The sequence below is a fragment of the Streptomyces sp. JLYT201 genome (genome assembly GCF_059448825.1).
Genome location: NZ_CM182551.1, coordinates 1,169,524 through 1,194,968 on the forward strand (window position 1 = coordinate 1,169,524; position 25,445 = coordinate 1,194,968).

Annotated in this window: 20 protein-coding genes; 11 read left to right on the top strand and 9 right to left on the bottom strand. The window is 73.4% G+C overall.

Annotation, left to right across the window (positions count from 1 at the left end):
* Nucleotides 1-228 precede the first annotated feature (228 nt).
* A complete protein-coding gene (locus tag AC5WAM_RS05015) occupies nt 229-804 on the top strand; it encodes a TetR/AcrR family transcriptional regulator (protein WP_366796152.1) in 576 nt (191 codons plus the stop codon).
* A gap of 19 nt (nt 805-823) precedes the next feature.
* Here the strand turns inward: AC5WAM_RS05015 and AC5WAM_RS05020 are convergent, their stop codons facing one another.
* Entirely contained in the window at nt 824-1,246 is a 423-nt protein-coding gene (locus AC5WAM_RS05020) for a secondary thiamine-phosphate synthase enzyme YjbQ (RefSeq protein WP_366796151.1), read from the bottom strand.
* A gap of 133 nt (nt 1,247-1,379) precedes the next feature.
* Between AC5WAM_RS05020 and AC5WAM_RS05025 the strand changes: the two genes are divergently transcribed.
* From AC5WAM_RS05025 to AC5WAM_RS05050, 6 genes are all read left to right on the top strand, one after another.
* Nucleotides 1,380-1,463 (top strand): putative leader peptide, encoded by an 84-nt coding sequence (locus AC5WAM_RS05025; RefSeq protein ID WP_346347462.1) that lies wholly within the window; start codon nt 1,380-1,382, stop codon nt 1,461-1,463.
* Between the two features lie 197 nt (nt 1,464-1,660).
* Nucleotides 1,661-2,554, top strand: coding sequence for an ABC transporter permease (locus tag AC5WAM_RS05030; protein ID WP_366796150.1), 894 nt, complete (start codon nt 1,661-1,663; stop codon nt 2,552-2,554).
* On the top strand, nt 2,527-3,279 hold the full coding sequence (locus AC5WAM_RS05035; RefSeq protein ID WP_366796149.1) for an ABC transporter ATP-binding protein: 753 nt from the start codon (nt 2,527-2,529) through the stop codon (nt 3,277-3,279). The genes AC5WAM_RS05030 and AC5WAM_RS05035 overlap by 28 nt, the downstream gene beginning before the upstream one ends.
* 64 nt (nt 3,280-3,343) lie before the next feature.
* Complete coding sequence (locus AC5WAM_RS05040) at nt 3,344-4,387, top strand: ABC transporter substrate-binding protein (RefSeq protein WP_495521716.1); 1,044 nt, start codon at nt 3,344-3,346, stop codon at nt 4,385-4,387.
* A 2-nt stretch (nt 4,388-4,389) separates the two neighbouring features.
* Nucleotides 4,390-5,598: an LLM class flavin-dependent oxidoreductase gene (locus AC5WAM_RS05045; protein ID WP_366796147.1), complete on the top strand. Its 1,209-nt coding sequence runs from the start codon at nt 4,390-4,392 to the stop codon at nt 5,596-5,598.
* A 42-nt stretch (nt 5,599-5,640) separates the two neighbouring features.
* Nucleotides 5,641-6,744: an NAD(P)-binding domain-containing protein gene (locus AC5WAM_RS05050; protein ID WP_495521717.1), complete on the top strand. Its 1,104-nt coding sequence runs from the start codon at nt 5,641-5,643 to the stop codon at nt 6,742-6,744.
* Nucleotides 6,745-6,806: 62 nt separating this feature from the next.
* Here the strand turns inward: AC5WAM_RS05050 and AC5WAM_RS05055 are convergent, their stop codons facing one another.
* Nucleotides 6,807-7,205, bottom strand: coding sequence for an STAS domain-containing protein (locus tag AC5WAM_RS05055; protein ID WP_366796145.1), 399 nt, complete (start codon nt 7,203-7,205; stop codon nt 6,807-6,809).
* 335 nt (nt 7,206-7,540) lie between these two features.
* Nucleotides 7,541-9,070, bottom strand: coding sequence for an MFS transporter (locus AC5WAM_RS05060; protein ID WP_495521718.1), 1,530 nt, complete (start codon nt 9,068-9,070; stop codon nt 7,541-7,543).
* 336 nt (nt 9,071-9,406) lie between these two features.
* On the opposite strand from AC5WAM_RS05060, the gene AC5WAM_RS05065 reads away from it, so the two are divergent.
* The gene (locus AC5WAM_RS05065) at nt 9,407-10,600 is read left to right on the top strand and encodes an FAD-dependent monooxygenase (protein ID WP_495521719.1); all 1,194 of its coding nucleotides are present in this window, start codon (nt 9,407-9,409) and stop codon (nt 10,598-10,600) included.
* On the opposite strand, the gene AC5WAM_RS05070 is transcribed toward AC5WAM_RS05065, so the two are convergent.
* From AC5WAM_RS05070 to AC5WAM_RS05090, 5 genes are all read right to left on the bottom strand, one after another.
* Complete coding sequence (locus tag AC5WAM_RS05070; protein WP_495521720.1) at nt 10,587-11,561, bottom strand: serine hydrolase; 975 nt, start codon at nt 11,559-11,561, stop codon at nt 10,587-10,589. The genes AC5WAM_RS05065 and AC5WAM_RS05070 overlap by 14 nt on opposite strands.
* A gap of 156 nt (nt 11,562-11,717) precedes the next feature.
* Nucleotides 11,718-12,959 carry a S8 family peptidase gene (locus AC5WAM_RS05075; protein WP_495521721.1) on the bottom strand — a complete coding sequence of 414 codons (1,242 nt, stop codon included), beginning with the start codon at nt 12,957-12,959 and terminating at the stop codon, nt 11,718-11,720.
* A gap of 93 nt (nt 12,960-13,052) precedes the next feature.
* Complete coding sequence (locus AC5WAM_RS05080) at nt 13,053-15,713, bottom strand: M4 family metallopeptidase (RefSeq protein ID WP_495521722.1); 2,661 nt, start codon at nt 15,711-15,713, stop codon at nt 13,053-13,055.
* Between the two features lie 361 nt (nt 15,714-16,074).
* A complete protein-coding gene (gene mltG / locus AC5WAM_RS05085; protein ID WP_495521723.1) occupies nt 16,075-16,905 on the bottom strand; it encodes an endolytic transglycosylase MltG in 831 nt (276 codons plus the stop codon).
* 43 nt (nt 16,906-16,948) lie between these two features.
* The gene (locus tag AC5WAM_RS05090) at nt 16,949-18,748 is read right to left on the bottom strand and encodes an ABC transporter ATP-binding protein (RefSeq protein ID WP_495521724.1); all 1,800 of its coding nucleotides are present in this window, start codon (nt 18,746-18,748) and stop codon (nt 16,949-16,951) included.
* 590 nt (nt 18,749-19,338) lie between these two features.
* Here AC5WAM_RS05090 and AC5WAM_RS05095 point away from each other — a divergent pair.
* From AC5WAM_RS05095 to AC5WAM_RS05105, 3 genes are all read left to right on the top strand, one after another.
* Nucleotides 19,339-19,782 carry a MarR family winged helix-turn-helix transcriptional regulator gene (locus AC5WAM_RS05095; RefSeq protein WP_366789560.1) on the top strand — a complete coding sequence of 148 codons (444 nt, stop codon included), beginning with the start codon at nt 19,339-19,341 and terminating at the stop codon, nt 19,780-19,782.
* Nucleotides 19,783-19,853: 71 nt separating this feature from the next.
* Entirely contained in the window at nt 19,854-22,796 is a 2,943-nt protein-coding gene (locus tag AC5WAM_RS05100) for an FAD-binding and (Fe-S)-binding domain-containing protein (protein ID WP_495521725.1), read from the top strand.
* 211 nt (nt 22,797-23,007) lie between these two features.
* Nucleotides 23,008-24,471, top strand: a complete 1,464-nt coding sequence (locus AC5WAM_RS05105; protein ID WP_495521726.1) for a Gfo/Idh/MocA family protein — start codon at nt 23,008-23,010, stop codon at nt 24,469-24,471.
* 37 nt (nt 24,472-24,508) lie between these two features.
* Here the strand turns inward: AC5WAM_RS05105 and AC5WAM_RS05110 are convergent, their stop codons facing one another.
* A complete protein-coding gene (locus tag AC5WAM_RS05110) occupies nt 24,509-25,243 on the bottom strand; it encodes a L,D-transpeptidase family protein (RefSeq protein WP_366789557.1) in 735 nt (244 codons plus the stop codon).
* Nucleotides 25,244-25,445 lie beyond the last annotated feature (202 nt).

The window sequence follows — 25,445 nt, forward strand, 5'->3', positions numbered from 1 at the left end:
TTGCGGGAAAGGTGGCGCGGGGGCGCCGGGCCGGGCCTCGGCCCGGCCGAGCGAGAGGGCGGACACGGGCAGCGGACGACAGGAGGGCACACATTCAGCCACTCTGCCGCTATCGTGAGCACAAGCGGACAACTGTCCGTTGCCTTCGAACCTAACGGACAGCTGTCCGCTTATCAAGGGCTGTCGGCTCGACACGGCCGGACGGCCGCGATCCCGGAAGGACGAGGGGTGCACGAGAGGAAGAACGCGCCACTGCGCTCGGACGCGCAGCGCAACCGCGCACGCATCCTGGAGGTGGCCCTCACGGAGCTGACGCGGGCGGCGGACACCCCGCTCAGCGCGATCGCCAAGAAGGCGGGCGTCGGACAGGGCACCTTCTACCGCAACTTCCCGAGCCGCGAGGCGCTCGTCCTTGAGGTGTACCGCTACGAGGTGGAGCAGGTCGCCGACACCGCCGCCCAGTTGCTGGAGACCCGGCCGCCCGACCAGGCCCTGCGGGAGTGGATGACCCGCCTCGCCCAGTACTCCATGACCAAGGCGGGCCTGGCCCAGGCGATGGGCAAGGCCACCGCGTACGGCAGCTTCGCCGCGCTCGGCCACGGCCCGCTGACCTCCGCCATCACTCTGCTCCTCGACGCCAACGACGCGGCGGGCACCATCCGCCCGGGCCTGAGCCCCGACGACTTCCTGCTCGCCATCGCGGGGCTGTGGCACATCGATCCGGACAGCGACTGGCAGGCGCGTGTGGACCAGCTCCTCGACATCGTCATGGACGGCCTGCGCGCGGGGGCGCCGGGCCGCTGACCGGGCGGGCCCCGTCCGCTCACCCCAGGAAGCTCAGCCGCACCTGGCGGTCGGGGTTGTCCTTGTTGGTGTCGACCAGGCACACGGACTGCCAGGTGCCGAGCTCCAGGCTGCCGCCGATCACCGGGAGCGTGGCGTGCGGGGCCACCAGGGCGGGCAGGACGTGGTCGCGGCCGTGGCCGGGGCTGCCGTGGCGGTGCTGCCAGCGGTCGTCGGCGGGCAGCAGGGTGTGCAGCGCGGCGAGCAGGTCCCTGTCGCTGCCCGCGCCGGTCTCCAGAATCGCGATGCCGGCAGTCGCGTGCGGGACGAAGACGTTCAGGAGGCCGTCGCGACCGCGGGCCGCCTCGCGCAGGAAGCCCGCGCACTCGTGGGTGAGGTCGACGACCGTCTCGTCCGAGCCGGTCGCGACGTGCAGGATGCGGGTGGTGAAGGCGTCGGACATGCCTCCCATCCTGCACCAGCTCCCGGCCCCGGCTCAGCTGGACACCCCCCGGGCTTTCCGCCAGGCGAGACGGCGCGTCCGGTCTGCGAGACGCCATTGACCGTCCCCTGCCGAGATCGCTACGTTCGCCCGCATGGTGCGTTCAGCTCTGCTCACTTCGCGCGGTCACATCGACCTGCTGCGGGTGGCCTCCTCCGCGTGTCGCCGCGGCTGCTGACGCCTTCTCACTTCGCGTCTTCGCGCACGCTCCGTCCGCCGTCGCCAGGTTCCCCCGACCGCGTGACCGCGCGTCGCGCCCCCGCCGTGCCCTGACGCGCCCCGCCCTCGCTCCCGCCGCCGCCCCGCATCGCGCCGGGCCGAGTCGCCGCGGCGCGCCGCGTCACCGCGCCCCGCCCCTCCCCGCCCTGGAGCGCCATGAGCATCAGTCACGCCCCGCCGCCCCCGCCACCCGACATATCCGGAACGTCTCCGCGCGAGGCCGGTGCTTCGGGGGCCGGGGCCGCGCCGCACCTCGTCACCCTCGTCCCGGCCTCCGCCCGCCGCGCCCGTGTCCCCCGCTGGCTGCGCCGCACCACCGGCCCCGTGCTGCTGCTCGCCCTGTGGCAACTGCTCAGTGCGACGGGGACGTTGAGCCCCGACACCCTCGCTCCGCCGGGCACCATCGCCCGGGTCGCGGGCGACCTCGTCGAGGACGGGTCGCTGCCCTCGGCCATGGGTGTCTCCCTCCAGCGCGTCGCGATCGGCCTGCTGCTCGGCACGGTGGCCGGGACCGGGCTCGCGCTGCTCTCGGGGCTCTTCCGGATCGGCGAGGACCTCGTGGACGCGAGCGTGCAGATGCTGCGCACCGTGCCGTTCGTAGGCCTGATCCCGCTGTTCATCATCTGGTTCGGCATCGGCGAGACCCCGAAGATCGCCATCATCACGCTCGGGGTGTCCTTCCCCCTGTACCTGAACGTGTACGCGGGCATCCGGGGTGTCGACGCCCAGCTCATCGAGGCCGGCGAGTCGTTGGGGCTGTCCCGGTGGGGGCTCGTGCGGCACGTGATCCTGCCGGGCGCGCTGCCGGGCGCCATGACCGGCCTGCGCTACTCCCTCGGCATCGCCTGGCTCGCGCTGGTCTTCGCCGAGCAGATCAACGCCGACGCGGGCATCGGCTTCCTCATGGTCCAGGCCCGGGACTTCCTGCGCACCGACGTGATCGTCGTCTGCCTGATCGTCTACGCCTTCCTCGGCCTCCTCGCCGACTTCGTGGTCCGCACACTCGAAAGGCTGCTGCTGCAATGGCGACCGACGTTCACCGGCCGGTGACCCCCGGCCCCGCGCCCTCGGCCGTGCGCGTCGAGGGCCTCACCCGCGCCTTCGACGGCCGCCCCGTCATCGACGGACTGCGCCTGGACGTGCGGCCCGGCGAGTTCGTGGCGCTGCTCGGCCGCAGCGGCTGCGGCAAGTCCACGCTCCTGCGCGTCCTCGCCGGACTCGACCGGGACATCGAGGGCACCGTCCTCGTGCCGCGCCGCAAGGCCGTGGCGTTCCAGGCGCCGCGCCTCATGCCCTGGAAGCGGGTGTGGCGCAACGTGCTGCTCGGCCTGCCCGGCAGGCCCGACCGGGCCGTCGCCGAGCGCGCCCTGGCCGAGGTCGGGCTCGGCCACCGCGCGCACGCCTGGCCCAAGACGCTCTCCGGCGGCGAGGCCCAGCGCGCCTCGCTGGCCCGCGCGCTGGTGCGCGAGCCCGACCTGCTGCTCCTCGACGAGCCGTTCGGCGCCCTGGACGCGCTGACCCGGGTCACGGCCCAGCGCCTGGTCGGCGAGGTGTGGCAGCGCCGGGGCTGCGCCGTGCTGCTCGTCACCCACGACGTGGAGGAGGCCGTGCTGCTCGCCGACCGGGTCCTCGTCATGGACGAGGGCGTCATCGCGCACGAACAGCCCGTCGAGCTGGACCGGCCGCGCGACATCACCGACCCCCGGTTCGCCGCGCTGCGCGCCTCCCTCCTGGAACGCCTCGGCGTCGAGGCCCGTGCCACGGCCGCCGCCTGACCGCCCCTCCCCCGCGCCGCCCCGGCGCGTCCCCGTGACGTACTCGTAGAACGGACCCCCGCCCATGCGACGCCGACGCCTCGCCCCCGTCCTGCTCCTGCCCCTGGCGCTGGCCCTCGCCGCCTGCTCCGGGTCGTCGTCCGCCAGCTCGTCGACCGGTGGCATCGGCGGGAGCAACACCGACGGCACGGGGTCGCTGACCCTCAACGTCGGTGACCAGAGGGGCGGTTCGGAGGCCGTCCTGCGCGCCGCCGGAGAGCTCGACGACCTCACGTACAAGATCAAGTGGTCGACGTTCACCTCGGGGCCGCCGCTCCTCGAAGCCGTGAACGCCAAGGCCGTGGACCTCGGCGCGGTCGGCAACACGCCGCCGGTGTTCGCGGCGGGCGCGGGCTCGAAGATCACCGTGGTGGCCGCGAGCCACGGCACGGCGCGCGGCGAGGCCGTCGTCGTGCCGAAGGACTCCGGCCTGAAGCGCACGGCCGATCTGAAGGGCAGGTCCGTGGCGGTGGCCCAGGGGTCGTCCGCGCACTACCAGTTGATCGCCTCCCTCAGGAAGGCCGGGCTCTCCCTGAAGGACGTCCACGTCAAGTACCTCCAGCCCGCCGACGCGCTTGCCGCCTTCACCGGCGGCAAGGTGGACGCCTGGGCGGTGTGGGACCCCTACACCTCGCAGGTCCTGCGCGGCGGCAAGGGGCGGATCCTCACCGACGGCGACGGGCTCGTCAACGGCCTCAGCTTCCAGGTGGCCGCACCCGGCGCGCTCAAGGACAAGAAGAAGGCCGCCGCCGTCGCCGACTACCTCAAGCGGCTGCGCAAGGCGCAGGACTGGGTCTTCCGCCACCCCGAGGCGTGGGCGAAGGTCTGGGCGAAGGACACGGGCCTTCCCTACCAGGTCGCCCTGGACTCGGTGAAGCGCTCGCAGGGCACGCGCGTGCCGGTCGCCGTCGACCGGCACGTCGTCGCGTCCGAGCAGGCCATCGCCGACACCTTCGCCGAGCTGAAGCTCATCCCCCGCCGCGTCGACTTCCGCGACTTCACCGACACCCGGTTCAACGGCTCGCTGCCGCCCTCCACCACCGAGCCCCGCACGTACAAGGAGTCCTGACCATGACCGTCCACCTCCACTGGTTCCTGCCGACCGGCGGCGACGGCCGCACCCTCGTCGACCGGCACGCCTACACCGACGGCGGCATCACCCGCTCCCGCGTCACCCCGGTGAGCGGCGTGCGGGCCCCCGACATCGCGTATCTGGCCCAGATCGCCAAGGCCGCCGAGCAGCTCGGCTTCGAGGCCGTGCTCACGCCGACCGGCACCTGGTGCGAGGACGCCTGGCTGACCACGGTCGCGCTCGCCCAGCACACCGAGCGCCTGAAGTTCCTGGTGGCGTTCCGGCCGGGGGTCCTCTCCCCCGTGCTCGCCGCGCAGATGGCGGCGACGTACCAGCGGATCACGCGCGGGCGGCTGCTCCTGAACGTGGTGACCGGCGGCGACGCGACCGAACAGCGGCGCTTCGGCGACCACTTGGACCACGACCGCCGCTACGCCCGCACCGACGAGTTCCTCTCGGTGGTGCGCGGGGTGTGGAGCGGCAAGCCGTACGACTTCGACGGCACGCACTACCAGGTCGAGGGCGGGCTCACCGCGCTGCCGCCGGACCCGCTGCCGGAGATCTTCTTCGGCGGCTCGTCGCCCGCGGCGGGCCCGGTCGCGGCGCGCCACACCGATGTCTATCTGACCTGGGGCGAGCCGCCCGAGCAGGTGAAGCAGAAGATCGACTGGATCCGTGGCCTTGCGGAGGCGGAGGGGCGCACGGTCCGCTTCGGCATCCGCCTGCACACCATCTCCCGGGACTCGTCCAAGGAGGCGTGGGCCACCGCGCACCGCCTCCTGGAGGACCTCGACGCGGACACCGTCGCCGCCGCCCAGGAGGCCCTCGGCCGCAGCGAGTCGGTGGGCCAGCAGCGCATGCTGGCGCTGCACGGGGGCTCCCGCGACGGCCTGGTGGTCTCGCCCAACCTATGGGCCGGTGTCGGTCTGGTGCGCGGCGGCGCGGGCACCGCGCTCGTGGGCAGCCACGCGGAGGTCGCCGACCGCATCGAGGAGTACCACGCCCTCGGCGTCGAGCACTTCGTCTTCTCCGGCTATCCGCACCTGGAGGAGGCGTACTGGTTCGGTGAGGGCGTCATCCCCGATCTGGCGGCCCGCGGGCTGCTCGCGCGCATTCCCGCATCGCCCCTGACCGGCGTCCCGGCGGCGAACGGCCGCCCGGCGTCGGCTCCGGGCGGGGCCCCGCTCCTGGTAGCCGGGGGCCGCTGACCGCGCGGGAAGATCCCGGCCCCGGCCATAGTTAGTAGAAGCGTGAACGACATCGGGGTGCGAGACGCGGGCGTGACGGACGTCGACGTGGTGGTCGTGGGCGCGGGGCAGGCGGGCCTGTCCAGCGCCTACCACCTGCGGCACAGGGGGTTCGAGCCGGAGCGGGACTTCGTGGTGCTCGACCACGCGCCCCGCCCGGGCGGCGCCTGGCAGTTCCGGTGGCCGTCGCTGACGTACGGCAAGGTGCACGGGATGCACGCGCTGCCCGGCATGGAGCTGACCGGCGCGGACCCCAGGCGCCCGTCGTCGGAGGTCATCGGCGCGTACTTCACCGCGTACGAGGACCGCTTCGACCTGCGGGTGCGGCGCCCTGTCGACGTGCGCCGCGTCAGCGAGGGCGAGGGCGGGCGGCTCCTCGTGGAGACCTCGGCCGGGACCTGGTCGACGCGTGCGCTCATCAATGCCACCGGCACCTGGGACAAGCCCTTCTGGCCGCGCTACCCGGGGCAGGAGACCTTCCTCGGGCGGCAGGTGCACACCGCCGTCTACCCGGGCCCCGAGGCGTTCCGCGGGCAGCGCGTCGTCGTCGTGGGCGGGGGTGCGTCCGGCACCCAGCACCTGATGGAGATCGCGCCGTACGCCGCCCGGACCTGGTGGGTGACGCGGCGGCCGCCCGTCTTCGCCGAGGGCCCCTTCGACGAGGGGCGCGGCCGTGCCGCCGTCGCCATGGTCGAGGAGCGGGTCCGCCGGGGCCTGCCGCCGCTGAGCGTGGTGTCGGTGACCGGGCTCGCCGTGACGGACGCGGTGCGCGAGGCGCGGGCGAACGGGGTGCTCGACCGGCTTCCGATGTTCGACCGGATCACGCCGACGGGCGTGGAGTGGGACGACGGGCGCAGCGTCGAGGCCGACGTGATCCTGTGGGCGACGGGCTTTCGCGCGGCCGTCGACCACCTGGCGCCGCTGCGGCTGCGGGAGCCCGGCGGCGGCATCCGCATGGACGGCACGCGGGCGGCGGCCGACCCGCGCGTGCACCTGGTCGGGTACGGCCCGTCGGCCAGCACCATCGGCGCGAACCGCGCGGGGCGCGCGGCGGTGCGGGACATCGTGCGGCTGCTGGCACAGGAGCCGGTGCCCGCGCTGACCTGACGTCAACTCCGCGCGGCGCGGCGCCCGTCGGGGCCGCGCCCAGGCGTGCCCGGGTGCCGCGCTCAGGCGTGCGTGGGGGCCGGCGGCCGCTGTCCGTGCGTGTCGCCCGGCGGGACGGCGAGCGCGGCGCTCAGCGAGCGGGCGACGTCGAACGATTCGGCCACGCCTGCCAGGCGCAGCACCTTGCGATGGAAGGGGTCTTCCAGAACGACGGTGAGCCGCAGCTGCCTGCGCCGTGTCGCGGCCCGCGCCTGGCAGAGCAGCGACAGGCCGCCGCAGTCCAGGAACGTCACGCCGCTCAGGTCCAGGATCACGTCGTGGCAGCAGGTGAGGGTCAGCTCGGCGAGACGGCCGGTGAGCCGCTCGGTGGCGTAGATGTCCAGCTCTCCCCAGAGCGCGACGACCAGCCGCTCCCGCCGCACGTGGGAGCGGAGGCCGAAGGGAAGGCTGTCGTCGTGCATCGTTCCCCCTCGTGGCGCCCTTGAGCGCGGATCCGGGGCGTGGTGGCCCTCGGCCTCCGGACCACGGAACGGAACGAACCGGCCTGGAGCGAGAACCAACCACATCGATTGCGGTCTGTGCGGTGAGCTGGTGCCCCCGAGGGCACGGGCGACGCGGTGGTGCCTATGGCATACCCGACAGGCGCAGGATAATGCAACTCCCCTGCATTAAACCTGGGTTGGTCCATACGGTCGAGCCCCGGCGCGGACGTCCGCGCCGGGGCTCGACGGAAGCAGGGAGTCCGTCCCGGGGCGGGCGCGCGCCACCAGGTCAGGGCCCGTCGGGTGCCCTCGGGTCAGTGCCCGCCGCTCGCCCGGAAGCCGCGCGGCACCAGCCGGACCACGAGCAGGGCGACCGCCGTCACGATGCCTACGCTGACGTACGCCGTGGTCGTCAGGGCGGTCTCGAACGCCGCCCGGGCCGCGTCCATCAGGCGGGTGCCCGCCGCGCCGCCCAGCGTCCGGGCCGACTCGACGGCGCCGCCGATGGACTCCCGGGCGGCGGTGGGACGGCCGTCCATGTGCCCGGCGTAGACGGTGGCGTGCAGCGAGCCGAGGAGCGCGACGCCGAGCCCGATGCCCAGTTCGTACGCGGTCTCCGAGACGGCACCGGCCTGACCGGCGCGTTCGGCGGGGACGGCGGACACCAGGACGGCGGCGGACGCCGTGACGGCGAGTCCGTCGCCGAGCCCGAGCGCGACGAAGACGACGGCCACCACGCCGTACGGCGTGGGTTCCGGCGACAGGGCGAGCACCAGGAACCCGGCGACGAGGCCGCCGAGGCCGAGCGCGAGCACGGTCCGCACGCCGCAGCGCTCCATGAGCCACGGCGTGACCAGCGAGCCCGCGAGCATCGCACCGGCCGCGGGCAGGGTCCGCAGCCCGGCGCCGAACGGCGAGTACCCGTGGACGTACTGGAGCCAGAGCGACATCAGGAACAGGGCGGCGCCGATCGCGAGCATGGCCAGGAAGATGGCGAGCGCCGCGGCCGTGAACGCGCGCCGCGTGAACAGGCGGACGTCGAGGAGCGGGTCGGCGAGCGTCAGTTGGCGCCGGGTGAACACGGCGAGGAAGACCACGCCCAGCGCCAGGACGGCCAGGTCGCCGACCGCGAGACCCCCCTTGGCCACGTGTTTGACGCCCCAGGCGAGGGCGATCACGCCGACGACGGAGAGCGCGGCGCCGGGCCAGTCGAGCGGGCCGTTGCCCGCGCTGCGGAACTCGGGGAGGAGCTTGACGCCCGCGAGCACGGTCACCACGACGACGGGTACGTTCACCCAGAACGCCGCCGACCAGCCGTGCGTCTCCACGAGCAGCCCGCCGACGAGCGGGCCGACGGCGGCACCCGCGCCCGCGACGGCGGCCCAGATGCCGATGGCGAGGGTCCGTTCGCGCGGGTCGGTGAAGACGCCGCGGATCAGCGACAGCGTCGACGGTATGACCATGGCGCCGCCGATGCCGAGCAGCACCCGCCCGGCGATGAGCTGCGCGGGGGTGGCGGCGGTCGCGGCGACGACGGAGGCGAGCCCGAACAGCACGAGGCCGACCAGGAAGAGGCGTTTGCGGCCGAGCCGGTCGCCGACCGCGCCGGAGGTGACGAGCAGTCCGCCGAGGACCAGGCCGTAGATGTCGATGATCCACAGCTGTTGCACGGCGGTCGGCCGCATGTCGTCGATCAGTGACGGCAGCGCCACGTTGAGGATGGTGGCGTCCATGGCCACCAGGAGCAGGCTGGAGCACAGCACAGCGAGGGCGGCCCAACGTCCCGGAGCGGGGGTCGGGCGGCTTTCCGCGGCGGGGCCTGAGGAGTTCAGGTCACGAGCCACGGGATATCTCATCCCTTCGGGGCCCCGGCGCGCACGAGGCGGTCGGGGCGGAGGTCGTACGAGCGCCCGGTGTGGCGCTCGTAGCCGAGTATGAGCCATTCACCCAAAAGTCGCACATGTGGGGTGGATGCGAGGTTCAACCCGGATGCCCGAGCAGCGAATGCCGACGTCATGAGCAGCGGATCCCGATGCCATGAGCAGCGGATGCCATAAGCAGATGTGCTGGCTCGCAGCAGATCCAGCTGTTGGACTTCCGCTCCGGCACCGCCGACCGTGGAAGCACCACGTCAGCCGCACACAGCGTCAGCGGCCCCTCACTGCACGGGAGTCGAGCCCATGAACAGTCAAGTCCTCATCGCGGGCGCGGGCATCGGCGGCCTCACCGCCGCCCTGACCCTGCACGCCGCGGGGATCGACGTCACCGTCGTCGACAGCGTCCGCGAGATACGGCCGCTCGGCGTCGGCATCAACATCCAGCCGTCGGCCGTGGGTGTCCTCACCGAACTGGGCCTGGGGGACGCCCTCGCCGCCCTCGGGATCCCGACCGCCGAGCACCGGTACGCCGATCTGCGGGGCGAGGTGGTCTTCACGGACCCCCGAGGGCTCGCCCGGGGATACCGCTGGCCGCAGTACTCCGTCCACCGCGGCGCGTTGCAGATGCTCCTGCTCGACGCCGTGCGCGACCGGCTCGGTGCGGGCGCCGTACGAACCGGCGTCCGAGTAGAACGCTCTATCCAGAGCGAAGAGGAAGTCCGCGTCCGGGTCACCGACCGGGCCACGGGCGGCGCCTCGGTCCTGAGCGCCGGGCTGCTGGTCGGCGCGGACGGGCTGCACTCGACGGTGCGGGCCGCGCTCCACCCGGAGCAGGGCCCGATGCTGTGGTCGGGGGTGTCGATGTGGCGGGGCGTCCTGGAGACCGAGCGCTTCCTCACGGGCCGCTCGGCGGTCATCGCCTCGGACGACCCGCGCCCCGACGGGAGTCAGGGCCCGCAGTTCCTGGCCTATCCGATCTCCCGCCCCGCCGACGACCGCGGCAGGTCCCTGCTCAACTGGGTGGCCCTGGTGACCGTGGCCGAGCCGGGGCCACTGGACCCGGCGGCCGTCGACTGGAACGCCCCGGCGCGCCCCGAGGACGTCCTGCCCCACTTCGAGGGCTGGCGGATCGGCGGCCGTGACGTCCACGACCTGGTCACCGGGAGCGAGTTGATCCTGCGCTACCCCATGGTGGACCGCGACCCGCTGCCGCACTGGGGCGAAGGCCGGGTCACGCTCCTCGGGGACGCCGCCCACCCCATGTACCCCGTGGGCGCCAACGGCGCGACGCAGGCCATCATCGACGCCGACGTCCTCGCCGACCGCCTGGCCGCCGCCGACGACCCGCGCACGGCCCTCGCCTCGTACGAGACGGAGCGCCGTGCGGCCACGGCCCGGATCGTGGAGGCCAGTCGGCGCATGCACGCGGCCCCGCACTCCGGCGAGGGCGCCATCGACGCCATCACCTCGGCCTACCGCACGGCTACCGGCGGCTGACGTCCCGCTCGCGCGCGTCGAGCGCCCGTGCCGCCGCCGGTGCCACGTGGCGCAGCGCCTTCTGCACCTGCTCGACGCCCGCGGTCTGCGAGAGCTGGTCCTGGGAGAGCGCGACGACGTCGAGGAGACGGCCCTCGACCCGGACGCGGCCGATGCTGTTGATGATCCACAGACCGGTGCGGCTGCGCGGCAGCCAGCCGTCCTTGGCGGGGTAGGTGGTGCCGGGGTCGGCGATGGTGTGCACGCCGCCCTCGATCTGCTCCTTGTCGAGGGTGCTCATCAGGTGCAGCTGGTACGCCCGCGAAGCCCGGGACAGGGGCGAGTCGGAGGCGTGCAGGACGTCCAGGAAGCGCAGCTGGTCGCCGACCGTCGTGGTGGTGAGGCCCCACAGGCCGTCCACGCCGGGGGTGGTGTCCTTCATGCCGAGCCGCCGGTAGACCGCCGCCATGCCGGAGTCGGCGCCGACCAGCGGCCACAGCGCGGTGGCGGGCTCGTTTTCGCTCTGCCGGATCATCGGGGTGACCAGGGCGGTCTCGCGCTCGGTCAGGGGCCGCCGCTCGTCCTGGGACTTCAGCAGGAGCGCGGCCAGGATGTGCGACTTGACGACGCTCGCGGTGTGGAAGCGGAAGCCGGTGTCGCCGACGGTGGCGACGGCGCCGGTGACCACGTCCCGGACGCCGATGGCGACCTGCCCCTCGGGCCGGGGCAGCGCGGCGGCGTACGCGGAGGCGACGGCGTCCCGCAGGACGGCCCGCGCGGAGGGGCGCACGGGCTCGGCGGACACCGGGGCGTCGGCCGTGTCGGCGGACGCGGCCCTGCCGGGGCTGAGGGCGCCCCAGCCCGCCCAGGCGAGGACGGCCGCGGCCCCGGCGGCCCCGGCGGACACGTACAGCCGCCGGCGGCGGTGACGTCGCCGACCGGGGGCGCGTCGGTGGCCGGGGGCGTGCTGGGGTGCGGGCATGGCGTCAGGGGCTCCTGGTTCGGGGGTCGGGCGGGGCACGCGGGAACGGCCTCACTGACCCCCGCACCGGGCACCGGGGCCCGGACACAAAGGGAGCACTTTAACCGGAAAGATCAGACATGAGCAAAACTCACACTTTCCGCCCGTATTCGCCCCTTAGCGACTGGTCGGGAGGTAGAGCGTGTAGAGCAGCTTGTTCGGCACCACGGGCGGGGTGCCCTGGAGCACGCCCGTGGTCGCGTTGTCGACCAGGCCGCGCTTCACCTGGGCCGGGGTGTCCGCGGGGCGGAAGGCGAGGTGCAGGGCCGCCGCGCCCGCCACGTGGGCCGTCGCCATGGACGTGCCGCTGATGGTGTTGGTCGAGGTGTCACTGTCCTTCCAGGCCGACGGGATCTGCACGCCGGGCGCGAACAGGGACACGCACGGGCCGTGGTTGGACGAGGAGGCACGGCGGTCCGCGCGGTCGCTCGCGCCGACGGTGATCACTTCGGGCAGCCGTGCGGGCGAGGTGGAGCAGGCCCCCGTGGACGAGCCCGCGCTCCCCGCCGCCACCGCGTACGTGACGCCGGAGCGGACGGAGGCGCGCACCGCGTTGTCGAGGACGTCGCTGGCCTGGCCGCCCAGGCTCATGTTGGCCACCGCGGGCCTCGCCTTCTGGGCCGTCACCCAGTCGACGCCCGCGACGACGCCCGCCGTGGTGGCCGAGCCCTCGCAGTTCAGGACCCGCACGGCCACCACCTTGGCCCGCTTGGCGACGCCGTAGGTCCGCCCGGCGGCGATGCCGCCGACGTGGGTGCCGTGGCCGTTGCAGTCGTTGCCGTTCCGGCCGTCGCCCACGGTGTCGACGCCGACCGAGGCCCGCCCGCCGAACTCCTGGTGCGTGGTGCGCAGGCCGGTGTCGATGACGTACACGCTGACGTCGGGAGCCGTGGTGCGGTAGGTGTACGTGCCGGACAGGGGCAGGGTGCGCTGGTCGATCCGGTCCAGACCCCACGGGGCGTCCGGCTGCGTCTCGTCGAGGGCCCCGGCGTCGAGGCGCACCCGGGTGTCCTGGCGGACGTACGCGACGCGCGGGTCGGCGGCCACGCGCGCGGCCCGGGCCCGGCTCATCGTCGCGGAGAAGCCGTGCAGCGCGGCCCGGTACACATGCCCGAGCCGCGCGCCGGACCGCCCGACGAGGTCACGCGCCACGGCACGCACGGCGTCCGCCCGAGCCTCCTTCAGGACCACGATCCAGCCGTCCGGCACGGCCGTCTCCCCGGCACCGGCGAGGCGCAGCACGCCCGGGTCCTTCGGCGCGCCGGCCCCGGCGGCGGGCGCGGCGCCGAGCTGGAGGCCCGCGGCGAGCGTCGCGGCGGACAGGACGGCCGCCGCACGGCGGCGCGGGGTTCTCCTCATGACCGTGCACCTGAACCTTTCGTGGGGGGCAGAACAGGAGTGGGACTCGGGAACGGTGGCCCGCCGGGGCGGCGGGCCACCGGGCCGTCTTGCTCAGGAGCACGTACCGGTCGGCCGTGCGCGCGTCACGACCTGGCTGATGCCGATGGTCGCGTCGACCCACACCACCTGGCTGCCGGGCCCCGCGGCGGCGGACAGCTGCTCGCCGCGGTTGCAGGAGACCCGGCCCCTGCGCGTGGCCGGGTCCTTCGGGTCGCCGCTCGCCGCGAACTGCCAGAGCTTGGCCAGCGTCTCGTTGCGCCACGTCGTGTCGGGCAGCCGGGCGCCGACGGTCACCGCCTGGTCGGAGGCCGTCAGGTCGTACGCGTTCAGCGCGCCGGGAGCGGCCTCGGGGCTGAGGTCGACGAGGTGCGAGCCGTCGATGTCCGCGCGGCGCAGGGAGGTCGTCCCCTCGCCGCGGACGGCGTCGCGCAGCCAGAACACGTGCGTGCCGGTGACGGCCGTCGGGCCGAGACTCGTGCTGCCCGGGACCTGCTCGACGACCTTGTTCTCGCCGGTGGCCACGTCGATGAGCCGGGTGGTGTACGCGTACTCGGCGCGCACCCGGCGCCGCTCCTGGTAGGCGATCCTGCCGTTGCTCACCGACGGGAAGGAGGCGCGGTGGTAGGTGCCGCCGCCGATGCTGACCACGTTCGCCGGGTCCTTCAGGCTCAGATACGTCACCCCCTGCCGGCCGCCGTGGTTGTAGTGGGAGAAGGTCACCACGTCGCCGTCGACGCCCATGGCGTCGGCGACGCCCCGGCTGTTGTGCCAGAGCTTCTTGACGGGGCCGCCCGCGAGCGGCCGGGCGAGGACGTCCACGCCGGTGGGGCCGTGCGCCTGCCACACCACCGTCTTGCCGTCGGTGGCGGGATTGACGTGGTAGCGGCCGTCGTTGGGGCTCATCAGTTTGGGCTGGCCGCTGCCGTCGGCGCGTCCGGCCCACACCGAGTACGCCTCGGAGCCCGTCTCGTCGGACCGGGACGCGGTCCACCAGCCGCCGCCGGAGCCGAGGCGGGTGTCGTTGGTGTTGACCCGGTCGAGCAGCGTGTCGGAGTCCACGCCGAGGGCCAGCTCCCAGCCGGGCACGATGCCGTGGGCGTTGAAGGCGCGGTGCAGGGCCTTCAACTGCCCCGCGTCGGCGTTCAGGTCCCCGGCCGCGGCGAGCACGGCGGCCCGGCCCTCGGTGAAGCCGTCGAGCGGGGTCAGGTACTGGGTGAGCGCCCGGTACACGATGCTGTCGGTGAGGGTGTCGCCGACGTCCTCGCGGGCGTCCCAGAGCGCGCCCGCGAAGATGGTGGAGTTGAGGTGCACGCCGCCGTTGTCGGTGCCGAAGCCGACGCCGAGGAAGTGCTTGGCGGTGTTCCGGCCGTCGCCCAGGTCGCGGAAGGCGCACGCGCGCGGGGACTTGGTGCGGCACAGCCGCTCGCCGACCAGGCCCGCGTCCGGGTCGGTGGTGGCGACGCCGTACGCCTCGTTCTCGATGGCGTTGCCGAAGTAGTCGGCCATCGCCTCGTTCAGGGCGCCGGACTGGCCCGCGTACACGAGGGCGGCGGTGTTCTCCACGACGCCGTGGGTCATCTCGTGGCCGACGACGTCCAGGCCCGCGGACAGCGGCCGGTACTCGGCGTCGCCGTTGCCGTACACCATCTTCTGGCCGTCCCAGAAGGCGTTGACGTACGGGTATCCGCCGTTCGTCACGCCCACCAGGGAGTTGACGGTCATGCCGTGTCCGTCGAGGCTGAGGCGGCCGTGCTTGTTCTTGTAGTAGTCGAAGACCCGCGCGCCGCCCCAGTGCGCGTCCACGGCGCCCGCCCCGGTCGCCTCGCTGCCGAAGGCCGGGGTGGGCGAGCCGAACTCCTGGATCCCGGGCGGCCACTGGCCGCTGACCTCGCCGACGGACTTGTCCCGCGCGTCCCAGGTGGACAGGGTGCGGCCCCAGCCCTCGTCGTCCGGGATGCGGGTGGTGTCGCGCAGCACGTACTGCTGGCGCCAGGTGTCGCGCTCCACGTCCAGGGCGACGGACCTGCCGTCCAGCGTGACGCCGGAGCCCTTCTCCCGCGGCTCCGCCGATGCCTCCCGGCGCGGCGCGGACGCCGTGCGCGGCCCGCTCGGCGCCGCGCCCCCGAACGTCTTGATACCGCTGTACTGGAGGACGGGATACCCGGCGCGCGCGTCGACGTACACCTCGCGCAGCACGGGTTCGCCGGTGGCCGGGTCGATGCCGCGCACGGTGACGTGGTGGGTGAGGACGCCCTGCCCCTTGGGCAGCACGACGAGGCCGCGGGCGGTGCCCTTGAGGGGCATCTCGCCGTCGTCGGCTTCCTCGGCCCCGGCGGGGCGGGTGAAGTTCTTCGTGGTGAGGTCCGTGAACACGCCGTCGACGGCTCGCTCGACGGCGGTCTCCGCGCCGACCTCGGGGGTGACGCCCGCCGTGAGCCCGGTGAAGTACTTGCCGGAAGTGCCGGTGACGACGCGCGTACCGCCCTCGTTCTCCATGCGGACGACGTACTGGCCGCCCAGGACGGGTACGCCCCGGTGCTTCTGCTGGAGCCGCACGGTCTCCTGGCCGCCCGCCGCCCTGGTGGTCCGCGCGGACTTCAGGTCGTGGCCGGGGTCGGCGATCCGGTAGCGGCTCTCCTTCCGCTCCAGGTACGCGCGGGCGGCGTCCGCCGCGCTGTCCGCCCGGGGCGCCTTCTCCCTGATGCCGTCCACCAGGGCGGGCGTCCTCGTCCGCTGCCCCGGGATCACCTCGCCGGGACCGGGCGGCGTCCCCTTCCCGGGGGCCGCCTCCGCGGGACCCGCCGCAACGACGAGTGCGGCGGCGCTGATCAGCGCCGCCGCACCGGATAAACCACCCCGCCGTGCTCTGGATCTCCTGGCTCTCGTCGCGCGGGCGCTGTGCTGGCCCATCCCTTCCCCTCCCCCTCCTCAGCCGGACCGGCGGCGGGGGCGCCGCCGGGAGAGCCATGGAAGCGACGAGGGGACGAGCCATCAATGGGGCAGGGGACCGCGAGGACGACTTCCGGCCTACGTGAACGTGAACTCACTTCCCCCAAGGGTTGGTGACGGGTCGTCATTGATTTCTGTTGAACTCCGCCACGTTGCGCTGCTGCTCCTCGTAGTTCGCGGTGAACCGCGTGTCCCCGGGCTTCACGGTCACGAAGTACAGCCAGTCCCCCGGCGTCGGGTTGGTCGCGGCGCGCACCGCGGCCTCGCCGGGGTTGCCGATCGGGGTGGGCGGCAGGCCCATGCGGGCGTACGTGTTGTAGGGGCTGTTCAGCTTGGTGTCGCGCGCGGTGGTCTTGAGCGTGGAGCGGTTGAGGGCGTAGTTGATCGTGGAGTCCATCTGGAGCGGCATGCCCCGGTCGAGGCGGTTGTAGATGACCCGGGCGACCTTGCCCATCTCCTCCTTGGAGCCCGCCTCGGCCTCGATCATGCTCGCGATGGTGACGGTCTGGTAGACGTTGACCGCGTTCCGGTCGGCGCCCGCGGTGATGTGGCCGCCGCTGAACCTCTTGTTCGCGGTGTCCACCATGTACGTCAGGACGGACGCCGGGGTCGACCGGGGGCCGATGGGGTACGTGGCCGGGAAGAGATAGCCCTCCGGATTGCCGCCCGCGTCGCCGGGCAGCTTGAGGCCTGCGCTGTCGACGGCCTTCTTCGTGGTGCCCTTGGAGACGTGCAGGGCCGCGTCGACGGCCTCGTACACCTGGCCGGCGCGCCAGCCCTCGGGGATCGTCAGCGTCCGGGGCCTGGCCTCTGTGTTGTCGTCCGGGAGCAGCAGCGGGACCGCCACGGCGGCGACCGCCGCGACGGCTCCGATGGCGATCAGGGCGATCCGGCCCCGGCGCGTCAGCCGGACCGCTCCGCGTTTGGTGCCCCGTGGCGGGGTGGTGGTGTGCATGCGGGCACGGTAACCCGCCTTTTGTCATATTTCCGGCATATCTCTACGTCGCCGGCTCCAGCCGGGCGTCCCTGCGGACGAGGGCGGCGTACCGCCCGTCCTGTGCGAGCAGCTCCGTGTGGGTGCCGCGCTCGACGGCACGCCCGGCGTCGAGCACCACGATCTGGTCGGCGCCGCGCACGGTGGACAGGCGGTGGGCGATGGTGAGCGTGGTCCTGCTGGCCGACAGGGCGTCGATGGCCTGCTGCACGGCGTGTTCCGTGCGGGTGTCCAGGGCGCTGGTGGCCTCGTCCAGGATCAGCACGGGCGGGTCCCGCAGGATCGTGCGGGCGATGGCCAGGCGCTGCTTCTCGCCGCCGGAGAAGCGGTGTCCGCGCTCGCCGACGACCGTGTCGTACCCGTCGGGCAGGGCCGCGATGTGCTCGTGGATCTGGGCGGCCCGCGCCGCCTCGTGCAGTTCCTCCTTGGTGGCGTCCGGCTTGGCGAAGCGCAGGTTGTCCGCGACCGAGGCGTGGAAGAGGTAGGTCTCCTGGGAGACGACGCCGATCGCGCGCGCGAGGGTGTCGAAGTCCAGGTCGCGCACGTCCACGCCGTCGAGCGTGACGCGGCCGCCCGTCACGTCGTACAGGCGCGGCACCAGATAGCTGAGCGTGGACTTGCCGGAGCCCGTCGGGCCGACGACGGCGAGGCTGCCGCCCGCGGGCACGGTGATGTCGATGCCTTCGAGGACGGGCGCGCCCTGGGGGTCGTAGCGGAACTCCACGCCCTCGAAGCGGACCTCGCCCTTGACGCGGTCCAGGCGCACGGGCCGGTCGCGCTCGGTGATGTCGATGGGCAGGTCGAGGTACTCGAAGATGCGCTGGAAGAGCGCGAGCGAGGTCTGGATCTGCACCCCGGTGGACAGCAGGCTGACCGTCGGCCGGAACAGGCCCTGCTGGAGCGAGACGAAGGCGACGAGGGTGCCGATGGAGACGGTGGGCCCGCCCATCTGGAAGGCGAGCCCCGCGCTCCAGTAGAGGACGGCGGGCATCGCGGCCATGACGATGGTGATCACGGCCATGCGCCAGCGCCCGGCCATGTTGGAGCGGACCTCCAGGCTCACCAGTTCGGCGGACTCGTCGGCGAAGGAGCGCGTGAGCGAGTCGGCGCGGCCCATGGTGCGGCCGAGCAGGATGCCGCTGACCGAGAGGGACTCGGTGACCGTGGCGGCCATCGCGGCCATCTGCTTCTGCCGCTCGGTGGCGATCTTCTTGCGTTCGCGGCCGACGCGGCGGCTGATCCACGCGAACAGCGGGAGCAGCAGCAGGGAGACGAGGGTCAGGCGCCAGTCGAGGGCGAGCATGGCGACGACCGTCGCGATGACGCTCGTCAGGTTCGAGACGAGGGAGGTCGCCGTGGAAGTGACGGTCGCCTGCATGCCGCCGATGTCGTTGGCGATGCGGGACTGGACCTCGCCGGTGCGGGTGCGGGTGAAGAAGGCGAGGGACATGCGCTGGAGGCGACCGTACACGGCCGTGCGCAGGTCGTGCATGACCTGCTGGCCGACGGTCGTGGAGATCAGCGTCTGCAGCACGCCGAAGACGCTGGTGACGACCGCGCTCAGGATCATGCCGAGGGCGAGCAGGCTCAGCAGACCGGTGCGACCCTGCGGGATCGCGGTGTCGAGGATCTCCTTCAGGAGGAAGGGGGTCACCACCGACACCAGGGAGGCGGCGCACACCAGCAGGCCGACGAGGGCGAGGCGGGCGCGGTACGGGCGGAAGAGGCGCAGGATGCGGCGCAGCTGACGGGGCTCTTCCGGCTCACCGGACGCCGGGGTCCGGGAGGGTTCTTCGTGAGGCATGGGCTCCTACGGGACGTAGTGGGACATCGGCGACGGTGCGCCGACGGGGACGGGTCGCGCCCACGGGGCCGCGGCAGCGCGGACCGGCAGTACCCGCGTCCGCGTCCGTGCCCGCGTCACCGGTGTCCGCGCCCGTGCGCACGGGGCGGCACGGACGGGCCGCGTCCGTGAGAACGCGGCGACGCGGGCGCCGATTCCGCGGACGCCGGTGACGCGGCCGCCGATTCCGTGGACACCGGTGACGCGGGCGCCGGTGACACGGCACAGGTGCCATGAACACCGGCGGCGCGAACACCGCTGACGCGGACACCGGCCGTACGGGTACCGGCTGTACGAGCACCGGCCGTACGAGCACCGGAGCACGGACGCGAGTGACACGGGCCCCGGTGACGCGCACGCCAGCGACGAGCACGCCGGTGACGCGTACGTCGGTGGCGCGCACACCAGTGGTGCGTCGACGGGAGCGCCGAGCGCGGATGACGCTTCGGCGGGAGCGCCGGACGCGGGTGGCGCGCCGACGAGGGCGACCTTGGGAGCATAGCTCACTGTTACCTACGCTCACAATGCACCAGGTCCTGTACTGTTTCGGCATGAGCACATCGGACAGCGACGGACTCCTCGCCGAGCAGCTGCTACGGCTGACCCGTCGGCTGCACCGCATCCAGAAGCGCCATCTGGAGCCCATCGGCATCACGCCCGCGCAGTCCCGGCTCCTGCGCACCCTCGCGCACTACGAGACGCCGCCGCGCATGGCCGATCTCGCCCAGCGCCTCGAAGTCGTGCCGCGCGCCGTCACCAGCCTGGTCGACGCCCTGGAGGCGAGCGGCCGCGTGCGCCGCGCCCCGGACCCGACCAACCGCCGGGTCATCCGCATCGAGCTCACCGACGGCGGGCACGAGGCCCTGCGGAAGCTGCACGGCGCGCGCCGGGCCGCCGCCGAGGACATCCTGGCTCCACTGGACACCACCCAGCGCACCCAGCTGGGCGGGCTGCTCGACGCGCTGTTCGAGGCGCCGGAGAGCCGCCACTGCTGACCACCGGGACGGTGTGCCGCCGCTGAGAGGCCGTGGCGGTGGGCAGCCGCCGACGACGCCGAGGAGAGGCCATGCCCCTGCTGGAGCCCGATCCCGAAGCGCTGCGCCCCGCCCCCGACGGCCGTACGCCGTCGCCCGACCGGCTCCCGCGGGAGCGGGCGGGCGGCACCCCCGAGCCGCTGCGCGGCGACCTCGTCGCGCTCCTGGGCGCCGACAAGGTCCTCACACACGTCTCCGACCTCGTCCGGTACGCGTCGGACGCGAGCCCGTATCGCTTCGTGCCGCGCGTCGTGGTCGTCGCCGAGGACATCGACGACGTGTCGACCGTCCTGTCGTACGCCCACGGCAAGGGCCGCGAGGTCGTCTTCCGCGCGGCGGGCACCTCGCTCAACGGGCAGGCCCAGGGCGAGGACATCCTCGTCGACGTGCGCAGGCACTGGTCCGGCGTCGAGGTGCTCGACGGCGGGGAGCGGGCGCGGATCGGCCCCGGCACGACGGTGGTGCGCGCGAACGCCACGCTCGCGCGCCACGGGCGCGTCCTCGGCCCGGACCCGGCGAGCGCGATCGCCTGCACCATCGGCGGCGTGGTCGCGAACAACGCCTCCGGCATGACGGCGGGCACCACCCGCAACTCGTACCGCACGGTGGCCTCGCTGACCTTCGTGCTGCCGTCCGGCACGGTCGTCGACACGGCCGATCCGGACGCCGACACGCTGCTCGCGCGCGCCGAACCCGCCCTGTGCGCGGGCCTGCTCGACATCAAGCGCGAGATCGAGGCGGACCCCGCGCTCACGGCCCGCATCCGGGCCAAGTACGAGATCAAGAACACCAACGGCTACCGCCTGGACGCGTTCCTCGACGGCGCGACGCCCGTCCAGATCCTGCGCGGCCTCATGGTCGGCTCCGAAGGCACCTTCGGGTTCATCTCCGAGGTCGTCTTCGACGCGCTGCCCCTCGACCGGTGCGTGTCCAGCGCGCTGCTGTTCTTCCCCACGCTGCCCGCCGCTGCCGCCGCCGTGCCGCTGTTCAACGACGCCGGGGCACGTGCCGTGGAGCTGATGGACGGCAACACGCTGCGCGCGTCGGTGCGCGTGCCCGGCGTCCCGGCCGACTGGGCCGATCTGGCCAAGGAGACGGCGGCGCTCCTGGTGGAGTTCCGCGCGCCGGACGAGGCGCGGCAGGAAGCGTACGAGGCGGCGGCCGCCGAGGTGACGGCAGGGCTCGAACTCGTCGCCCCGGTCGCGTCGGTGACCAACGCCTTCACGCGGGACCCGGGGGTGATCGCCGGCTACTGGACGGCCCGCAAGGCGTTCGTGACGGCCGTCGGCGGCTCACGGCCCGCCGGAACCACGCTGATCACCGAGGACTTCGCGGTGCCGCCCGCCCGGCTCGCGGAGGCCTGCGAGGCGCTGCTCGCCCTCCAGACGCGGCACGGCTTCGACGCGGCCGTCGCGGGGCACGCCGCGCACGGCAATCTGCACTTCCTGCTCGCCTTCGACGCGGCCGAGCCCGCGGACGTGGAGCGGTACGCCGCGTTCATGGACGACTTCTGCCGCCTCACCGTGGAGCGCTTCGACGGCTCCCTGAAGGCCGAGCACGCCACGGGCCGCAACATCGCGCCGTTCCTGGAACTCGAATGGGGCCCGAAGGCCACGGAGCTGATGTGGCGCACCAAGCAGGTCATCGACCCCGACGGCGTGCTCGCCCCGCGCGTCGTCCTGGACCGCGACCCCAAGGCGCATCTGCGGGGCCTCAAGACGATCCCCAAGGTGGAGCCGATCGCCGACCCGTGCATCGAGTGCGGCTTCTGCGAACCGACCTGCCCGAGCGAGGACCTGACGACCACGCCGCGCCAACGCATCGTGCTGCGCCGGGAGATGATCCGCCAGGCCCCGGGCTCCGACGTCGAGGACGGCCTCGTCGCGGCGTACGGCTACGACGCGGTCGACACCTGCGCGGGCGACTCGACGTGCAAGCTGGCCTGCCCGGTCGGCATCGACACCGGCGCCCTGATGAAGACCTTCCGGCACGCCCGGCACTCGCCCCGCGAGGAGCGCGTGGCGGCGCTCGCCGCGCGCCGGTTCAAGGAGGTCGAGGCCTCCGCGCGGCTGGCGCTCGGCGCCGCCGCGACGCTCCGCGCGGTGACCGGGGAGCGGACCGGCGACCGGCTCCTGACCGCCGTGACCCGCGCCGCCCGCAAGGCCGTGCGCCCGGACCTGGTGCCCGAGTGGCTGCCCCGGCTGCCCGGTGCCGCCGCCCGGCGCCTCCCGCGCACCGCGCGCGTGGGCGCCGCCGCCGTGTACTACCCGGCGTGCGTGAACCGCATCTTCGCCGGGCCGGGCGAGGTGCCCCTGGCGCGGGCCGTCGTGGCCGTGTCGGCGCGCGCGGGCAGGCCCGTGTGGATCCCGGACGACGTGACCGGGACGTGCTGCGCGACGATCTGGCACTCCAAGGGGTACGAGGCCGGGAACCGCGTGATGGCCAACCGCGTCGTCGAGGCCGCCTGGGGCTGGACGGCGGGCGGCGCGCTGCCGCTCGTCGTGGACGCCTCGTCCTGCGCGCTCGGCATCGCGCACGAGGTGGTGCCGTATCTGACGGCCGACAACCGCGCCCTGCACGAGGAGCTGACCGTCGTCGACTCCGTCGTCTGGGCCGCCGAGGAGCTGCTGCCCCGCCTGACCGTCCGCCGGACCGTGGGCTCCGCCGTGCTCCACCCCACCTGCTCCATGCGGCACTTGGGCGACGAGCCGCAGCTGCGGGCCGTCGCCGAGGCCTGCGCGGACGAGGTGGTCGTACCGGACGACGCGGGCTGCTGCGCGTTCGCCGGGGACCGGGGGATGCTGCACCCCGAGCTGAGCGAGGCCGCGACCCGTGCGGAGGCCGCGGAGGTCACGGCCCGGCCCTACGACGCGTACCTCTCGGCCAACCGCATGTGCGAGGTGGGCATGGAACAGGCCACGGGCCGGGAGTACCGCTCCGTGCTGCTCGCCCTTGAGCGGGCCACGCGGCCCTGACCACTGCCCTTCCCGAGCGGGAGGGCGAGCCTCCCGCAGGAGGGGAAGGCCTCCCGCACGCGGGGGAGGCCTTCCGCACGGGGGAGAGGGCTCCCTTACGGAGGAAGAGAAAAGTCCAAGCCCTCGGCCACCGCGGTCTCTTGCGTCCCGTGCGCACCGCCATCAGGGTGGGCCCCGCCCAGTGACATGGCACTGTGACGACGGAGGTCCGATGCACGACGAGAACGCGACACCGGTCCCTGACGAATCCACCGACGGTCACTCCCGGCGCGCGGTCCTGCGCACGGCCGGACTCGCCGGGGCCGGGCTCGGGCTCGGCACGTTCGCGGGCGGCACCGCCCGGGCCGACACCCCCGACGCGTCGGGCACGGCCGGGACGGCCGGCACGGCCGAAGGCCCGGCGGGCGCCGCGCCCGCCCGCAAGGGCAAGACCATGATCGGCGTGCCCTTCAAAGCGCGCTCCACCGTCCGCGTCGGCATGATCGGCCTCGGCAACCGCGGCGGCGGCATGATCGACCTGTTCCTCGCGCAGTCGGGCGTGCGGGTCGTCGCGCTGTGCGACCCGGCCAAGGAGAAGGCCGCGGCGGCCGCGAAGAAGGTCGTCGCCGCGGGCCAGCCCGCCCCCGCGACGTACACCAACGGGGACAACGACTTCGAGAAGCTCTGCGCACGCGGCGACATCGACTTCGTGTACGTGGCGACGCCCTGGGACTGGCACTTCGAGATGGCCAAGGCGGCCATGCTGAACGGCAAGCACGTCGGCGTGGAGTGTCCGCTCGCCCTCCGCCTCGACCACCTGTGGGAACTCGTCGACCTGTCCGAGCGCACCCGCAGACACTGCATGCAGCTGGAGAACTGCTGCTACGGCAAGAACGAGATGCGCGTGCTGCGCATGGCGCACGCGGGCAAGTTCGGCGATCTCCTGCACGGCGCGGGCGCCTACAACCACGATCTGCGCCAGCTGATGTTCGACCCCACGTACTACGCGACCCCGTGGCGCCGCCTGTGGCACACGCGGCTGCGCGGCGACCTGTATCCCAACCACGGCTTCGGCCCCGTCGCCAACTACATGGACGTCAACCGCGGCGACCGCGCCACGCACATCTCCAGCTTCGGCACGCCCGCCCTCGGCCTCGCCGAGTACCGCAAGGCGCACATGCCGCCGGGCGACCCGAGCTGGAAGGAGACGTACATCGAGAGCGACCGGACCATCAGCCTGGTGCAGACCGCCAAGGGGCGGGTCATCCGCCTGGAGCACGACGTGTCGACCCCGCACCCCTACAGCCGCGTCAACAGCCTCGGCGGCACCAAGGGCCTCTTCGAGGACTACCCCGCCCGCATCTACATCGAGCCGGACCACACCGACGACCAGTGGGGCGACTTCTCCAAGTACGCGGCGGAGTTCGACCACTGGCTGTGGAAGGAACACGCCAATCCGCCGGGCGGGCACGGCGGCATGGACTACCTCCTGGTGTTCCGCCTGATGCAGTGCATGCGGCTCGGGCTCGTCCCCGACTTCGACGTGTACGACGGGGCGACGTGGACCGCGCCGGTACCGCTGAGCCATGCCTCCATCAAGGCGAAGGGCGCGCCGCAGGAGATCCCCGACTTCACCCGTGGCCTGTGGCGGAAGGCGCGGCCGGGCATGGACTCGGAGAAGCCGAAGGCGACCTGAGCGGGGTCCTCGCGGGCTGCTGCCTCGGGGGCGGCTCTCAGGACCTGAGGGCCGCCCTGTCCCCCATCACCACCACCGGCCGCAGCTTCGGGTCGAGCGTGCGCAGCAGGTACTCCATGCCGGACTTCGACAGGCTCACACAGCCCGAGGTGCCGCTGCCGTGGTCCATGTGCAGCCAGATGCTGCCGCCCTTGGACTGACCCTGCGGGCGCGTCGGGTCGTTCGGCGGGGTGCCCTTGACGCGGTTGTAGTCGATCGCGACGACGTAGTCGAAGTCGTGCCAGTGCGTCTTCGGCCAGTAGTGCGGGGCCTGGAGGGCCGCGGTCCGCGTGTACGGGAGCCGCGCACCTGGGTCGGCGAGGACGCCGCCCGCGTCGCTGAGCGTGAACACGCCCACCGGGCTGCGCTTGTCGCCCTCGCGGTGGTCCGGGGTCCAGCCCTTCTTGCCGTTGTGGGCCGGCCAGCTGCGCGTCTTCTTCCAGCCTGCCCCTGCCTTCGTGTAGAGGACGACCGTGGCCTTCGCCGAGTCCTCGCCCTCTCCGTAGACGGCGACGACCTGGCGTGCGCTCTTGGGAATGCGGGCCTGGAGCCGGTCGCCGACGTCGGGGATGCGCTTGAGGCCGGCGTCGGTCCGCGCCGCGCCCCGGTCGCCGCCCTGCGCGGAGTGCGCCGCCTCTCCTCCGTCGTCGCCGCCCGAGCCGCCGCAGGAGGTCAGGACGACTGAGCAGGCGGCGGCCGCGGCCGCCGTTCGCACCACACCGGCTATACGCATGCGCCCCATGCTCGCACCGGCTCCCCCCGCCCCTCGCCGACGCCCCCGTCCCACCGGCAGGAATGGCCGACTCTTTGCCGGACGCCGGAAAATCGTTTGCTTCGGGCCACCGTGCGACGCGAACCTTGCACGGTTTGTTACCGCGTTCGTCACGCCGTTCGATTCCACGTTCGCCACGCCGTTCGTCGCCGTGGCCCTCGCG

Coding starts and splice junctions, on each gene's coding strand:
- AC5WAM_RS05020 (WP_366796151.1), bottom strand. CDS start 1,246: ATGTCCGACGCCTTCACCACCCGCATCCTGCACGTCGCGACCGGCTCG.
- AC5WAM_RS05025 (WP_346347462.1), top strand. CDS start 1,380: ATGGTGCGTTCAGCTCTGCTCACTTCGCGCGGTCACATCGACCTGCTG.
- AC5WAM_RS05030 (WP_366796150.1), top strand. CDS start 1,661: ATGAGCATCAGTCACGCCCCGCCGCCCCCGCCACCCGACATATCCGGA.
- AC5WAM_RS05035 (WP_366796149.1), top strand. CDS start 2,527: ATGGCGACCGACGTTCACCGGCCGGTGACCCCCGGCCCCGCGCCCTCG.
- AC5WAM_RS05040 (WP_495521716.1), top strand. CDS start 3,344: ATGCGACGCCGACGCCTCGCCCCCGTCCTGCTCCTGCCCCTGGCGCTG.
- AC5WAM_RS05045 (WP_366796147.1), top strand. CDS start 4,390: ATGACCGTCCACCTCCACTGGTTCCTGCCGACCGGCGGCGACGGCCGC.
- AC5WAM_RS05055 (WP_366796145.1), bottom strand. CDS start 7,205: ATGCACGACGACAGCCTTCCCTTCGGCCTCCGCTCCCACGTGCGGCGG.
- AC5WAM_RS05065 (WP_495521719.1), top strand. CDS start 9,407: ATGAACAGTCAAGTCCTCATCGCGGGCGCGGGCATCGGCGGCCTCACC.
- AC5WAM_RS05070 (WP_495521720.1), bottom strand. CDS start 11,561: ATGCCCGCACCCCAGCACGCCCCCGGCCACCGACGCGCCCCCGGTCGG.
- AC5WAM_RS05075 (WP_495521721.1), bottom strand. CDS start 12,959: ATGAGGAGAACCCCGCGCCGCCGTGCGGCGGCCGTCCTGTCCGCCGCG.
- mltG (WP_495521723.1), bottom strand. CDS start 16,905: ATGCACACCACCACCCCGCCACGGGGCACCAAACGCGGAGCGGTCCGG.
- AC5WAM_RS05090 (WP_495521724.1), bottom strand. CDS start 18,748: ATGCCTCACGAAGAACCCTCCCGGACCCCGGCGTCCGGTGAGCCGGAA.
- AC5WAM_RS05095 (WP_366789560.1), top strand. CDS start 19,339: ATGAGCACATCGGACAGCGACGGACTCCTCGCCGAGCAGCTGCTACGG.
- AC5WAM_RS05100 (WP_495521725.1), top strand. CDS start 19,854: ATGCCCCTGCTGGAGCCCGATCCCGAAGCGCTGCGCCCCGCCCCCGAC.
- AC5WAM_RS05105 (WP_495521726.1), top strand. CDS start 23,008: ATGCACGACGAGAACGCGACACCGGTCCCTGACGAATCCACCGACGGT.
- AC5WAM_RS05110 (WP_366789557.1), bottom strand. CDS start 25,243: ATGCGTATAGCCGGTGTGGTGCGAACGGCGGCCGCGGCCGCCGCCTGC.